The sequence below is a fragment of the Affinundibacterium nitidum genome (assembly GCF_014284155.1).
Taxonomy (GTDB): Bacteria; Pseudomonadota; Gammaproteobacteria; order Burkholderiales; family Burkholderiaceae_D; genus Undibacterium; species Undibacterium nitidum.
This window is the reverse complement of sequence record NZ_JACOFZ010000001.1, coordinates 681,586-695,781: the sequence shown is the minus strand read 5'-3', so window position 1 is coordinate 695,781 and position 14,196 is coordinate 681,586. Positions and strand designations below refer to the sequence as shown.

The window sequence follows — 14,196 nt, the reverse complement described above, 5'->3', positions numbered from 1 at the left end:
CTGAGCTTATTCAGTAAAAAAGCCTGAACCGTGCAAACAGTTCAGGCTTTTTTTTGTGGTGAAACTCGATTTTATTGTGCGACCCAGCCGCCATCCATATTCCAAGCAACACCACGAATCTGCGATGCTGCTTCACTGCAGAAGAATACCGCCAGGGCACCGAGTTGATCTGGCGTGACAAATTCGCGAGAAGGTTGTTTTTCTGAAAGCAGAGAAACTTTCGCCTCTTCATTGCTGATGCCATCGCGCGCTGCTCTATCATCGACTTGTTTCTGCACCAGGGGGGTCAGTACGAAGCCAGGGCAAATTGCGTTGCAGGTAACGCCAGTGGTTGCGGTTTCTAATGCGGTCGTTTTAGTGAAGCCAACCAAGCCGTGTTTGGCGGCGACATAGGCCGACTTTTGCGCCGAAGCGACCAACCCATGCACTGAAGCTAAATTAATGATGCGTCCCCAATTTTGTTGACGCATATAAGGTAGTGCTAGACGTGTGGTGTGGAAGGCCGAGGTCAGGTTGATCGCGATAATCGCATCCCATTTTTCTACCGGAAAGTCTTCGATGCTAGAGACATACTGAATGCCAGCATTGTTCACTAATATGTCCACTCCCCCAAATTCACTCGCTGCTTGTTGCATCATTGCCTCAATCTCAGCAGCCTTACTCATGTCGGCGCCACTGTAACTGGTCTTTACTGTGAATTCGTTTTCGACTTGTTGACGGACTGCGGCGATTTCAGTCGCATCGCCGAAACCATTGAATACAATATTGGCGCCTGCTGCAGCTAATGAGCGGGCAATACCAAGTCCAATCCCTGAAGTGGAACCCGTCACTAGGGCGGTTTTCCCCTCTAAATTACGTGCTGACATGCTTTTTTCCTTAATTGAAAACAGTTTGAGGTAATAAGTGCGAAGAAAATTCAAATCATTGACGATTTTATGTCAAACACTCGTTAAAATGGTGTGTATTGCAGACTATTTTGAAAGTAATTCGCTATGCCAGTTCAAATCAAGACCGTGCAGTGTTTATCACCGGCTGGATTGCATAAAATGGCCTATAAAGAATGGGGCGATCCTAGCAATCAAAAAGTTCTGGTTTGCGTGCATGGCGTGACGCGCGTCAGTGACGATTTCGACGCGCTAGCGCAAGCGATGGAACATGAGTATCGCGTGATTTGCCCCGATGTAGTGGGGCGCGGTCGCTCCGATTGGCTGGCTAATCCGCAGTCATATCAGATTCCACAATACGTGAGTGATATGGTGACGCTATTGGCACGCTTGAATGCGACAACGGTCGATTGGTTTGGTACGTCCATGGGTGGCTTGATTGGTATCGGCTTGGCGGCGATGAAAGAGAGCCCGATTCGCAAATTATTGTTGAACGATGTTGGCCCTAGTTTAAATTTTGAAGCACTGCAAAGAATCGGCCAATACATTGGTGAAGACGTTCGCTTCGATCATTTTGACGATGCAGTGAAATTTATTCGCGAAATTTCCGCTTCTTTTGGTAAGCACAGCGACGCGCAATGGGAAAAGCTTGCACGTGACGTCTTAAAGCAAAATGCCGAGGGAAAATGGATGCGTCACTATGATTTGAAGTTATCTATCCCCGTCAAAGCAACGACACAAGAAGTGGCAGCGATGGGGCAGGCGATGTTATGGGGGATGTATGACGCGATCCAAGCCGAAACTCTGGTCGTACGGGGGTCTGATTCTGATTTGCTGACAGTCGACGCGGTTCTTGAAATGCAAAAGCGGGGCCCGAAAGCAAGATCGATTGAAATACCTGCGGTTGGTCATGCCCCAACGTTTGTGCATGCTGATCAGATTGCGATCGCTCAAGATTTCTTTATGGGCAAGGCTTGAGTCACTATCTCGAATTGTTGGTTTTCTAGGTTGTTTATTTTGTTTATTTAGGTGGGTTTTTTTTATGCAACGCTTTCACGTCGGTCCACGTTTGTCTGAGTACGCTATTTTTAATAAAGTCGTTTATCTCGCTGGGCAAGTGCCTGAAGATCCAAGTCAAGATATCGTTGGTCAAACGCAAAACGTACTTGCGCAAATCGATCGCCTGTTAGAAGAAGCGGGTAGCGACAAGACGCGCATTTTGATGTGCCAAATCTTTATCACCGATATGGCAAATATGGCAGGTATGAATGAAGCCTGGGATGCGTGGGTTCCGCAAGGTAATACGCCACCACGTGCTACTGTACAAGCGGCGTTAGCAAATCCAGGTTGGTTAGTTGAAATTGTTGTGACTGCTGCACAAAAATAATATTGTCGATGTCCAGGCTTTAGGGCTTGTAACACTTGTAAAGAATCATGGTTTCTTTGTCCGCATCTATTAATGAAGCACAACTGGTTGAGGGTTTGTCTGCCGCTGATGCTGAGCGTGTAAAACAGGCGCTTGAGTTCGTGACTCCGTATTACGAAAATCACGCAATCATCACTGAGCAAAATGCATTGCAGTTTGCTGTTGGCGTCGCCTCCACGCTGGCCATGTTAAAGACGGATGTCGATACCAGAATTGCAGCTTTGTTGTTTGAATTGACTGAAGCAAATCCTTTGGCTGCAGAAAAAATCGAAGCCCGATTCGGTAAAGAAATTAGTGAGCTCGTGGCAGGTGTACGTCGTTTGCTGCGCCTACGCGAAGCGACGCTCACCCAACACGATGTCGGTAGAGGGAAAGATGAAGCAGAACGCACCGCTTCGCAGATGGAAGTCTTGCGTAAAATGGTGTTAGCGATGGCAAATGATATGCGCGTCGTGTTGGTGCGCCTTGCGTCGCGCCTTACCTCTTTACGTTACTTCGCCGAATGCAAACGTGATGACGGTGCAGTTCAACAGTACGCTAGCGAAACCATGGATTTGTATGCGCCGTTGGCGAATCGTCTTGGTGTGTGGCAGTTGAAGTGGGAATTGGAGGATTTGTCGTTCCGCTTTTTAGAGCCAGAGCAATATAAGAAAATTGCCAAGATGCTCGAGGAAAAGCGGGTCGAACGGGAAAGCTTTGTGGTCTCTGCCATTGCTCGGCTTGAAAAAGAACTCGCCGCTGTCGACGTTAAAGCAGAAGTGAGTGGTCGTCCCAAGCACATCTTCAGTATTTGGAAAAAGATGAAGGGTAAGAAGGTCGACTTCGATGAGCTCTACGATGTGCGTGCTTTCCGCGTCATTGTCGATGACATTAAGGATTGTTATACGGTCTTAGGTATCCTTAATAATCTTTGGACACCGATTCCGAAAGAGTTTGACGATTATATTTCTCGCCCCAAGCCCAACGGATATAAATCTTTGCATACGGTCGTCATCGTCGATGATGGACGTCCGCTCGAAGTGCAAATTCGTACCAAGGAAATGCATCAGTTTTCAGAGTTTGGTGTGGCCGCTCACTGGCGTTATAAAGAGACAGGTGGCTCAAATTTTTCAGCGCAAGAATATGACGAGAAAATCGCATGGCTACGCCAACTGCTTGCCTGGAAAAATGAAGTCTCGGATGTGGTTGTTGATCAAGAACAGTTGCAGCGTGAATGGGTAGAGAAGGTTAAAGCGGCGACTTTAGATGACCGTATTTATGTGCTGACGCCGCAAGCAAGGGTGATTGAATTGCCAAGCGGCGCGACGCCAGTCGATTTCGCGTATCAACTGCATACCGACGTTGGACATCGCTGCCGTGGGGCGCGCGTCGATGGTGTGATGGTGCCGCTCAATACTCGCCTTAAAAATGGCCAAACCGTTGAAATTATTACGCTAAAAATTGGTTCGATTCAGGCAGGGCCGTCGCGTGATTGGTTGAATCCTGAATATTCCATTGGTACTCGTACCAGAACTAAGATTCGTGCATGGTTTAATGCCATCGATCAGCAAGAAACGCTCAACACGGGGCGTGGCATGATCGAGAAAACGTTGCAGCGTGAAGGTAAGACTTCGGTCAACTTAGAAGAGTTGGCGCGTAAGCTCGGTTTTGCCACCGTAGATGAATTATTCCTCTCGGTTGGCAAGGAAGAGTTTAGTTTGCGTCAAGTCGAAACGGCGTTGCGTGACAATCCTGAAAGCGAAGTTGCCCCCGAGTTTGTCATCGCGAATAAGAGCCGCGCTTCAAGTGTGATTCAAGGCGCGAAATCTGGTGTGTTAGTCGTCGGAACCGACGGCTTGATGACGCAACTTGCACGCTGCTGCAAACCTGCACCACCCGATGATATCGTTGGTTTCGTTACGCGTGGCAAAGGGGTTTCTATCCATCGTCTGACATGTAAAAACTTTGCGGAGATGCGAAGTAAGGCGCCTGAGCGCTTGATTCAAACGACATGGGGAGACGGTGGACGCGATACCGTTTATCCCGTCGACATTTTTGTTATGGCGCAGGATCGTCAAGGCTTATTGCGCGATATCTCGGAGATTTTTTCGCGTGAAAAAATTAATGTGATTGGTGTCAATACTCAGAGTGCTAAAGGCCAAGCGAAAATGTCATTTACGGTGGAGATTAATGGCACGACGCAGTTGCAGAAGTCATTGAATATTATTCGTGAGGTGAGTGGGGTTCAAGAGGTTCGTCGCTCTTAGTACTTGCTCATAAATCCAATTCTCGGGCGCAGCTCTTTGTTGCAAATGCTCGCCGTATCGACATACGTCTGTGCTTTGCGTCGCGATCTGCATCCCGAGAATTGAATTTCTGAGCAAGTCCTTTTGTTGTGGTGTTCCAAACTCGGGCGCATTTCAGCGTTGCAAATGCTCGCCTTACTGATATTTAGCTGCACGATCAATTTTTAAAGAGGTTACGATCTGAGTGTCGATAGATGTAAGATTTTGAATAAATTTGCCGCCTAAATTCATTATGACTTTTCCAAAATTAGTTGTTTACCTCTTGCTCGCCACTGCAATAGCTTTAGAGGTAAAGGACTCGCATGCTCAGATGTGGGACGTCAAAGCGAAATGTGCTTAAAGTGGATGTTACTCAAAAATTGAAGCGATAGAAGAGGCGAAACGAGTTATTTTAGCGAGAGGATTGAAGCTGTCACATTATCGCTCTACAACAGCTAACTTAAACGGCGGTATTTGGTTCGTTAGATTTGAGGGACAAAATAACGTTCTAGGTGATCATTGCGCGGTTCTTTTAGATAACAAGACCAGAAAAATGACGTTTATCCATGGCGAATAAATCGTTTTTATTCAAGGTGGGGTAAGAGTAAGTTGGTTTAACTTTTTTGCCGGGTCGTGAAAAATACAATCAAATCATTTCTTGCAAATTATTGCTCGCCTCATTAGACGAAATTGAATTTGTGTCACATTTTCTTCTTTGAGATCGAGTTCGACGTGCCGATATAAATTTTTAATGCTGATGATTGCACTCAACCTGCTCGAATTCCTCATCTCTTAGTACTTCCGCTTGCAGCGTAATGTGATCGATGCCGTGTTTGTCCAACAGCATTTTCTTAATGCTCTCTAAAATTCTCGGCCAAGCTAGGAGGTCGTCGATTTCTAGGTGACCTATCAATGCAGGTTGGCCTGGTGACATGTCCCAGATGTGGAGATCGTGCACTGACGCTACGCCTGGTGTGGCCTCCAAGTCTTCACCGATTTTGACGAAGTCGATGTGATGTGGCACGCCTTTCATTAAGAAATGGAAAGAGTCTTTGATTACGGCGAACGTCGATTTCAAAATCAACAGTGAAACGAATATCGAGAGAATAGGATCGATTGGCATCCAGCCTGTGTAAGCAATGATGGCGCCTGAAATGATTGCTGCCACTGAACCCAAAAGATCGCCCATGACGTGAATCAGTGCTGCTTTGGTATTCATGCTTTCTTTGTCGTGAGAAAGCACCCAAGCGACGATCATGTTGATCGCGAGCCCAATTGCGGCTACTACCATTACCATTCCGCCTTGCACGGGTTCTGGCTTAAAGAGGCGCTGAATGGCTTCATAACTAATCCATGCAACCACGCCGAGCATCACTAAGCCATTGACGAAGGCAGCTAAGGCTTCTGATCGACCAAAGCCAAAGGTATGTTTTGCCGTGGGTGGGCGCTTCGCAATCAATTGCGCTAAGAGCGCTAAACCTAAGGCGGCGGAGTCGGTCACCATGTGGCCAGCATCCGAAATTAGGGCAAGTGAGTTTGAGACGAAACCGAATACCACTTCGACGCCTGCGAAAAATAGTGTGAGACCGAGCGCCCACGCCAACACTGATTGACTACGATCTGCAAAGTAATGCTGATGCTCTGCATCGCCATGACGATGGGCGTGAAGGTGGGCGGTTTTAGGATCGTGCGAATGAGTATCGTGTGGCATGTCTTTTTGGTATGTCTAGGGGTACGGCAATCAGTGATGTGCTCATTGTAAAGTATTTGCGTGACAGCCACATTTCTAGATTCATTGAAATCTGCAAGTCGCATCCGATATGGTGATGGTGAGTCGCTGGTTTTGATCGTAGAAGAAAAAGCACTTTACGAAAGAGATTGTATTTGCTATAGTCTCGGCTCTTCGGGCGGTTAGTTCAGCTGGTTAGAATACTTGGTCGACATCCAAGGGGTCGGGGATTCGAATTCCTCACCGCCCACCAGAATTCAAAAAATCTACAAAGAAGGCTAGGTATCCCTAAAAATTCAATTATAGGGATGCAGATTGAGGCGAAAAACATAGCAATACTCTTGTATTGCGAGGCTTTTCAACAAAGAGATGCGCCCTAGAATTGGATTTGTAGGGATACTTTAGTAAGAGCGAGAAAGGCATTTGGTTATGACACCGCGAACTACGATCACATTCCAATGTGAGCGACGCTAGTCGAGGTGCTTTTTCGTCTGAAAGAAAAGATGTAATGATGAGAAAACGCGGCTAGCCCGCGTTTTTTTTTCGTCTATCAATTTTGTTGAAGTTTTTGAGATTTTAAACTGGTAATTTTTTTGGCTTAGGCCCGTATGGAGATGAATATGATTTCAATTCGCTTGCCCGATGGTTCGCAACGACAATTTGAGTCCGCTGTCACAGTGGCGCAAGTCGCCGCCAGTATCGGCACGGGCCTAGCAAAAGCTGCCTTGGCTGGTAAGGTCAATGGTAAGTTGGTCGACACCTCACATCTGATTGAAGCAGATGCTGATTTGGCGATTGTGACTGATAAGGATGCGGATGGCTTAGAGGTAATTCGTCACTCCACAGCTCATTTGCTGGCTTATGCCGTCAAAGAATTGTTCCCTGATGCACAAGTGACCATTGGTCCTGTGATCGAAAATGGCTTTTACTATGATTTCTCATACAAGCGCCCATTTACGCCGGACGACTTGGCTGCCATCGAAAAGAAAATGACGGAGTTGGCGAAGAAAGACGAGCAAGTCGTACGCAAAGTTGTGCCGCGCGATGAAGCTGTTGCTTACTTCAAGTCTATTGGAGAAAACTATAAAGCCGAGATCATCGAATCGATTCCTGCGGATCAGGATGTTTCCCTTTACACAGAAGGTAACTTCACCGATTTGTGCCGTGGCCCACACGTACCATCAACAGGAAAATTGAAAGTATTTAAGTTGATGAAGTTGGCCGGCGCGTACTGGCGTGGTGATTCTAAAAATGAAATGCTGCAACGTGTTTATGGTACAGCGTTCGCGAAGAAAGAAGATCAAGAGCAATACTTGCATATGCTGGAAGAAGCGGAGAAGCGCGACCATCGTAAGCTTGGTAAATCTTTGGATTTGTTCCACTTCCAAGACGAAGCTCCTGGCTTGATCTTCTGGCACCCAAAAGGTTGGACAGTTTGGCAACAAGTTGAGCAATACATGCGTAAAGTCTATCAAGATTGCGGCTATCAAGAAGTAAAAGCGCCACAAATTTTGGATCGTACCTTGTGGGAAAAAACAGGTCATTGGGAGAACTATCGCGAGAATATGTTCAGCACCGAGTCTGAAAACCGTAATTACGCATTGAAGCCAATGAACTGCCCAGGTCACGTGCAGATTTTTAATTCGAATATGCGCAGCTATCGCGAATTGCCATTGCGTTACGGTGAATTCGGTCAATGTCATCGCAATGAACCTTCTGGTGCTTTGCACGGCATCATGCGCGTCCGCGGCTTTACACAAGATGACGGCCATATTTTCTGTACCGAAGATCAGATTCAAGATGAAGTGATGGCTTTCCATCCACAAGCGATGAAAGTTTACGATGACTTTGGTTTCGAAAATATCCAAATCAAGATCGCTTTGCGTCCAGATAACCGCATCGGTTCCGATGAAATTTGGGATAAGGCAGAAGATACTCTGCGTGCTGCTTTACGTAATTGCGGCATGACTTGGGAAGAGTTGCCAGGTGAAGGTGCGTTCTATGGTCCTAAGATCGAATACCATTTGAAAGATAGTTTAGGTCGTCCATGGCAGGTAGGAACGATGCAGGTGGACTTCTCTATGCCGGGTCGTTTAAGTGCGGAATACGTCTCTGACGATAATTCACGTAAAGTGCCGGTGATGTTGCACCGTGCAATTGTTGGTTCAATGGAAAGATTTATTGGTATCTTGATTGAAAATCATGCTGGCGCTTTGCCAACTTGGTTGGCACCAGTGCAAGTCGCCGTACTCAATATCTCTGAATCTCAGGCTGAATATGCAAAAACTGTGGCTGAAAACCTGAAAAAACAAGGGTTTAGAGTGCATACAGATTTGCGTAATGAGAAGATTACCTATAAAATACGCGAACATTCCATGCAAAAGTTGCCTTATATCATCGTAGTCGGTGATAAAGAACGGGATGCAAACACAGTGGCTGTGCGTACGCGCGGTAATCTGGATCTGGGTGTAATGACTCAGGAAGCCTTCTTGGATCGCCTCAAAAACGACTTGGAAACCAAGGCTTAACCAGCTTTTGCCCGCAGAAATGCACCGCTTGTTGATTTAATTTTTTGAAGGAAACTGCAATAGCTACCGAAAAGTCACATCGTATCAACGGTGAAATTACAGCGCCAGAAGTGCGCTTGTCAGGCGTTGATAACGAGCCGTTGGGCATCGTAAAACTGGGTGAAGCCTTTCGCTTAGCCGAAGAGGCCGAAGTGGATTTGGTGGAAATCGCGCCAACAGCGCAACCACCAGTTTGCCGATTGATGGATTACGGCAAGTTCAAATACCAAGAGCAGAAGAAGGCGCATGAAGCCAAGCTGAAGCAAAAGGTTATTTTGGTGAAGGAAGTAAAATTCCGTCCAGGTACTGATGACGGTGATTACAACATTAAGTTGCGTAATCTCGTGAAGTTCTTGGAAGACGGAGATAAAACCAAAATTACTTTGCGTTTCCGTGGTCGTGAGATGGCTCACCAAGAAATTGGTATGCGCATGTTGGAACGCTTGAAGGTCGATTTGGATCCGTACGGTCAAGTCGAGCAGTTTCCGAAGATGGAAGGACGCCAGATGGTTATGATCTTGGCGCCTAAGAAGAAAAAATAGTCGGTGAGCCCATAAATTTAATTGTAGGGCGCATTACGTTGTTGTTTGTCCTCGCATTACCTCGGTAATGCTGCGGGAAACGCCTAGTACTGCACCCCTAAAATTAGATTTCTGAACCCACCTTGCGGTCTTGAAATGATGAGACGCAAAAAAGAATTTGTAGAAGTCAAAATTTGTAAAAATCGCGATTTCGACAAAGGGTATTGAACTCGATTTCAAGCCCAAGCTAAGTGAGAAGTAGGCATCCAAGAGTGACGTCATTGTCACCACCTACCATCATATAAAAAGGAGCTGTCGTAAAAGACAGAGATGTTATGCCTAAAATGAAAACAAAGAGCTCTGCAAAGAAGCGCTTTCGTGTACGCCCAGGTGGAACAGTTAAGAGTGGTCACGCTTTCAAGCGCCATATCTTGACTAAGAAAACCACTAAGAACAAACGCCAATTGCGTGGCACCCGTAACATCAACGCGTCTGACGTAACATCAGTCATGCGCATGATGCCAACAGCTTAACCTCTACTCACTATTTTAAGGAGTTATTATGCCTAGAGTAAAACGTGGGGTTACCGCTCGTGCCCGCCATAAGAAAGTTCTCGATTTAGCCAAAGGCTATCGTGGTCGTCGTAGTAAGGTATTCCGTATTGCTAAGCAAGCAGTTATGCGCGCTGGCCAATATGCATACCGTGATCGTCGTAACAAAAAACGTGTATTCCGCGCATTGTGGATTACTCGTATCAATGCTGCATCCCGTCAACACGGTATGACTTACAGCGTGTTCATGAACGGCTTGAAAAAAGCGAACATCGAACTCGACCGTAAAGTGTTGGCCGATATGGCAGTGACTGACAAGCCAGCATTTGCTGCGATTGTTAATCAAGTAAAAGCGACTTTGGCTGCGTAATCAGACATAGTCTGCAAATTCGCCATTCGCGAATCTGCATGATGAGCGGGGCAGAGGTTGATTCCACTGCCCCGTTTTTTTTGCTTGAGGATTTACGCGAAAGTGAGTGTTCCTTTGTCCTCATAGAACCTCTATTTCGTGTAAGTCTTTACCAAATCCAATTTCAAGTTAACTTTTATCATCCACACCTTGTGGGAAATATCGCATGAATCCCTTAGATCAAATTGTTGCTCAAGCGATTGCTGATTTTTCTGCGGCGCCTGACGCTGCGGCTTTAGAAAATGCAAAAGCGCTTTACCTCGGAAAGTCTGGCCAGATCACTGAACAAATGAAGGGCTTAGGTAAGCTGGCTCCTGAAGAACGCAAAGCGCAAGGTGCTGTGATTAACGTCGCTAAAGAGCAAATTGAAAATGCTTTGACAGCACGTCGTGATGCGCTCGCCAATGCACAAATGGAAGCCCGTTTAAATGCAGAAGCGATTGACGTGACCTTGCCCGGTCGCGGTCGTGGCATGGGTGGCATTCATCCTGTCATGCGTACTTGGCAGCGTATCGAAGAAATCTTCCGCTCTATTGGTTTTGATGTGGCCGACGGCCCTGAAATCGAAAATGATTGGACCAATTTCACAGCACTCAACTCGCCAGAAAATCATCCAGCACGTTCGATGCAAGATACCTTCTATGTTGAAGGTAATGACACGTCCGGTAAGCCTTTGTTGTTGCGTACACATACCAGCCCAATGCAGGTACGTTTTGCGCGCATGAATAAGCCGCCAATTAAGGTGATCGCACCCGGTCGTACTTATCGTGTCGACAGCGATGCAACACATTCGCCAATGTTCCATCAAGTGGAAGGGTTGTGGATTGCCGAAAATATTAGTTTTGCTGATCTCAAGGGTGTGTATTTGAATTTTGTGAAAGCATTTTTCGAAACAGACGATTTGCAAGTACGCTTCCGACCATCATATTTCCCTTTCACCGAGCCATCTGCCGAGATTGATATTGCCTTCGGTAGTGGTCCATTAAAAGGACGTTGGTTAGAAGTGTCTGGCTCTGGTCAAGTGCATCCAACGGTAATTAAGAACATGGGATTAGACCCAGAGAAATACATTGGATTTGCGTTTGGTTCTGGTTTAGAGCGTTTAACGATGCTGCGTTATGGCATTAGCGATTTGCGCCTGTTCTATGAAGGCGATTTGCGATTCCTGAAGCAGTTTAACTAATAGCTCCATCTGCGATCTTTGATTCGTCAAAAGTAGACTCAATTTTTTTGTACTTTAAAGTACACCATCAACATCACGGTTGAATTATGCAATTTTCTGAAAACTGGTTACGTACTATGGTCGATCCGAAGATGACTTCGGACGAGTTGTCTCATATGTTGACAATGGCAGGGCTTGAGGTGGAAGAGGTAGAACCTGTTGCTCCTCCATTTAGCAATGTGGTTGTCGCAGAGATCCGCGAGATCGCGAAACATCCAGACGCAGATCGTTTGAATGTCTGCCAAGTAGATGTGGGTACTGGTACCTTGTTGAATATCGTTTGTGGTGCCCCCAACGTACGAGTAGGGATGAAAGTACCATGTGCGATGGCAGGCGCTGTGTTGCCCCCAGGTGCAGACGGTAAACCGTTCTTGATTAAAGTCGGTAAACTGCGTGGTGTTGAATCACAAGGTATGTTGTGTTCCGCACGTGAGTTGAAATTATCTGAAGATCATGGCGGTTTGATGGACTTGCCTGCAGATGCACCCGTTGGTCAAAACTTCCGTGATTATTATCAACTCAACGACTTGAAATTCACGATTAAGCTGACGCCAAATAAGGCAGACTGCCTCTCTGTGTTAGGTGTGGCGCGTGAAGTTTCCGCTCTGACCGGTACACCATTGAGTCTCCCTGAAGCGCACGTGGTGCCAGTGGCGCTGACTGAAAAATTGCCAGTCAAAATTAGTGCGCCTGATCTGTGTGGTCGCTTTGTTGGACGTGTGATTCGCGGCGTGAATGCGAAAGCACCGACACCTGATTGGATGAAACAACGTCTAGAGCGCAGTGGCCAACGTTCGATTTCCGCATTGGTTGATATTTCTAACTATGTGATGTTGGAAATGGGCCGTCCAAGCCACGTATTTGATCTCGAAAAAATTCACGGTGGATTGGATGTGCGTTGGGGTAAAAAAGGCGAAAGCTTAAAACTCTTAAACGGCAACACCATCGAAGTTGATGAATGGGTTGGCGTGATTGCAGATCAAAAAGAGATCGAATCGCTCGCTGGCATCATGGGCGGTGATTCCACAGCCGTCACACTCGATACTGAAAACATTTATTTGGAATCGGCGTTCTGGTGGCCACAGGCGATCCAAGGCCGCGCACGCAAATATAATTTCTCTACTGATGCAGCGCATCGCTACGAGCGTGGCGTGGATTTCGCCTCTGTGGTTGAGCATGTTGAGCGCATTACTGCTTTGATCGTTGAAATTTGTGGTGGCCCAGAGCACGTGAAGGTTGGCCCGATCGACGATCATATCGTGAATCTGCCACAACGCTTACCGGTGAAAATGCGCACCGAGCGCGCCAATAAAGTAATTGGTGTGCCTTTCACTGATGCTCAGATCGCGGATATCTTTGCCCGTCTTGGTTTGCAGTTCACGCAAGAACCAGGCTTGTTTTCTGTGACTCCACCTTCATATCGCTTCGATATCGAGATCGAAGAAGATTTGATCGAGGAAGTTGTGCGCGTGTTTGGTTTTGAAAACATTCCTTCCTTGCCGCCGGTTGCACCAAATGCGATGTTGATCGCGCCAGAGAATACGCGTTCGGCATTCACCTTGCGCCGTCAAATCGCGGATATGGATTACCAAGAGGTCGTCAACTATAGCTTCGTCGAAGAAGCCTGGGAAAAAGACTTCTGCAACAACGACCAACCAATTAAGTTGCAAAACCCAATTGCCAGTCAAATGAGTGTGATGCGTACAAGTTTGATCGCAAGCTTGGTTGCCAATGCGCGTTATAACCTGAATCGTAAAATTAATCGCGTTCGTATTTTTGAATTGGCTGCGGTCTATTTGCGTGATGAAAAAGTACAAGATGGCCCTTTGAGCGTTTCGGGCTACGCTCAACCTAAACGTTTGGCTGCACTCGCTTACGGTCCTGTTGCGGAAGAGCAGTGGGGTATGCCAACACGCAATGTCGACTTCTTCGACGTGAAGGCTGATTTAGAAAATCTGTTTGCACCGAAGGTTTTACGCTTTAACAAGATTGATCATCCTGCACTGCATCCAGGACGTGCTGCAACAGTCGAATGTGATGGCAATGTAATCGGTTTGATCGGTGAACTGCACCCGCGCTTACAACAGAAATACGATTTGCCTTTAGCACCAATCGTGTTCGAAGTTGCTGCCGATGCTTTGCAAGCCGTGAGTTTGCCAAGTCACCGCGAAATTTCGAAATTCCAAGCGGTGACCCGTGATTTAGCTTTGGTGGTCAAGCAGTCCGTAAGCGTACAGAGTTTGGTAGATGTTTTCCACGCGGAAATAAAGAAAGCAGATTCTTGTAAAATCGTGCAAGACCTTGTTTTATTTGATGAATATCGTGGCAAAGGTTTGGAAAATGATGAGAAAAGTCTTGCATTCCGCTTTAGCTTGCAAGATACTCAGAATACCTTACAAGATGAAACAGTTGAGCAAGCAATGACCGCTTTGGTCAACGCTGCAGCTGCTGCTGTTTCGGCAAGACTACGTTAAATATTAAATAAAGTTTTTATTTAAGGTTTTTATTTAGATATTCGTATAAAGCTTGACGCTCTCAATGCCAGAATACAAGGCAGGGTAGAGCGTCAAAGTGTTTTTTGAGCGCTAATTAGATGTGATTTTCTGTAGTGCAGCACATACAA

11 protein-coding genes and 1 tRNA gene are annotated in these 14,196 nt (G+C 46.4%); 10 read left to right on the top strand and 2 right to left on the bottom strand.

Annotated elements, in window-relative coordinates:
• Positions 1–71: 71 nt before the first annotated feature.
• A complete protein-coding gene (locus H8K36_RS03040) occupies positions 72–866 on the bottom strand; it encodes a 3-hydroxybutyrate dehydrogenase (RefSeq protein ID WP_186915143.1) in 795 nt (264 codons plus the stop codon).
• A 126-nt stretch (positions 867–992) separates the two neighbouring features.
• Here H8K36_RS03040 and H8K36_RS03035 point away from each other — a divergent pair, with 126 nt between their 5' ends.
• The 3 genes from H8K36_RS03035 (at position 993) to H8K36_RS03025 (ending at position 4,556) form a co-directional block, all read left to right on the top strand.
• Positions 993–1,862: an alpha/beta fold hydrolase gene (locus H8K36_RS03035; protein WP_186915144.1), complete on the top strand. Its 870-nt coding sequence runs from the start codon at positions 993–995 to the stop codon at positions 1,860–1,862.
• 64 nt (positions 1,863–1,926) lie between these two features.
• On the top strand, positions 1,927–2,271 hold the full coding sequence (locus tag H8K36_RS03030) for a RidA family protein (protein ID WP_186915145.1): 345 nt from the start codon (positions 1,927–1,929) through the stop codon (positions 2,269–2,271).
• Between the two features lie 47 nt (positions 2,272–2,318).
• Positions 2,319–4,556: a RelA/SpoT family protein gene (locus H8K36_RS03025; RefSeq protein ID WP_186915146.1), complete on the top strand. Its 2,238-nt coding sequence runs from the start codon at positions 2,319–2,321 to the stop codon at positions 4,554–4,556.
• 766 nt (positions 4,557–5,322) lie between these two features.
• On the opposite strand, the gene H8K36_RS03020 is transcribed toward H8K36_RS03025, so the two are convergent.
• A complete protein-coding gene (locus H8K36_RS03020) occupies positions 5,323–6,285 on the bottom strand; it encodes a cation diffusion facilitator family transporter (protein WP_186915147.1) in 963 nt (320 codons plus the stop codon).
• Positions 6,286–6,479: 194 nt separating this feature from the next.
• Between H8K36_RS03020 and H8K36_RS03015 the strand changes: the two genes are divergently transcribed.
• From H8K36_RS03015 to pheT, 7 genes are all read left to right on the top strand, one after another.
• Positions 6,480–6,556, top strand: a tRNA-Val gene (locus H8K36_RS03015).
• 367 nt (positions 6,557–6,923) lie between these two features.
• Positions 6,924–8,831, top strand: coding sequence for a threonine--tRNA ligase (gene thrS / locus H8K36_RS03010; protein WP_186915148.1), 1,908 nt, complete (start codon positions 6,924–6,926; stop codon positions 8,829–8,831).
• Positions 8,832–8,875: 44 nt separating this feature from the next.
• Complete coding sequence (gene infC, locus H8K36_RS03005) at positions 8,876–9,412, top strand: translation initiation factor IF-3 (protein WP_186915149.1); 537 nt, start codon at positions 8,876–8,878, stop codon at positions 9,410–9,412.
• A 314-nt stretch (positions 9,413–9,726) separates the two neighbouring features.
• Positions 9,727–9,924 carry a 50S ribosomal protein L35 gene (gene rpmI, locus H8K36_RS03000; RefSeq protein WP_038493025.1) on the top strand — a complete coding sequence of 66 codons (198 nt, stop codon included), beginning with the start codon at positions 9,727–9,729 and terminating at the stop codon, positions 9,922–9,924.
• A 28-nt stretch (positions 9,925–9,952) separates the two neighbouring features.
• On the top strand, positions 9,953–10,312 hold the full coding sequence (rplT, locus tag H8K36_RS02995; protein WP_186915150.1) for a 50S ribosomal protein L20: 360 nt from the start codon (positions 9,953–9,955) through the stop codon (positions 10,310–10,312).
• A 205-nt stretch (positions 10,313–10,517) separates the two neighbouring features.
• Positions 10,518–11,534: a phenylalanine--tRNA ligase subunit alpha gene (gene pheS / locus H8K36_RS02990; RefSeq protein ID WP_186915151.1), complete on the top strand. Its 1,017-nt coding sequence runs from the start codon at positions 10,518–10,520 to the stop codon at positions 11,532–11,534.
• Between the two features lie 86 nt (positions 11,535–11,620).
• A complete protein-coding gene (pheT, locus tag H8K36_RS02985; RefSeq protein ID WP_186915152.1) occupies positions 11,621–14,047 on the top strand; it encodes a phenylalanine--tRNA ligase subunit beta in 2,427 nt (808 codons plus the stop codon).
• Positions 14,048–14,196: the final 149 nt, after the last annotated feature.

What these genes read in the sequence shown, in the direction of transcription:
- H8K36_RS03040 (WP_186915143.1), bottom strand. Translation starts at nt 866, where the DNA reads ATGTCAGCACGTAATTTAGAGGGGAAAACCGCCCTAGTGACGGGTTCC.
- H8K36_RS03035 (WP_186915144.1), top strand. Translation starts at nt 993, where the DNA reads ATGCCAGTTCAAATCAAGACCGTGCAGTGTTTATCACCGGCTGGATTG.
- H8K36_RS03030 (WP_186915145.1), top strand. Translation starts at nt 1,927, where the DNA reads ATGCAACGCTTTCACGTCGGTCCACGTTTGTCTGAGTACGCTATTTTT.
- H8K36_RS03025 (WP_186915146.1), top strand. Translation starts at nt 2,319, where the DNA reads ATGGTTTCTTTGTCCGCATCTATTAATGAAGCACAACTGGTTGAGGGT.
- H8K36_RS03020 (WP_186915147.1), bottom strand. Translation starts at nt 6,285, where the DNA reads ATGCCACACGATACTCATTCGCACGATCCTAAAACCGCCCACCTTCAC.
- thrS (WP_186915148.1), top strand. Translation starts at nt 6,924, where the DNA reads ATGATTTCAATTCGCTTGCCCGATGGTTCGCAACGACAATTTGAGTCC.
- rpmI (WP_038493025.1), top strand. Translation starts at nt 9,727, where the DNA reads ATGCCTAAAATGAAAACAAAGAGCTCTGCAAAGAAGCGCTTTCGTGTA.
- rplT (WP_186915150.1), top strand. Translation starts at nt 9,953, where the DNA reads ATGCCTAGAGTAAAACGTGGGGTTACCGCTCGTGCCCGCCATAAGAAA.
- pheS (WP_186915151.1), top strand. Translation starts at nt 10,518, where the DNA reads ATGAATCCCTTAGATCAAATTGTTGCTCAAGCGATTGCTGATTTTTCT.
- pheT (WP_186915152.1), top strand. Translation starts at nt 11,621, where the DNA reads ATGCAATTTTCTGAAAACTGGTTACGTACTATGGTCGATCCGAAGATG.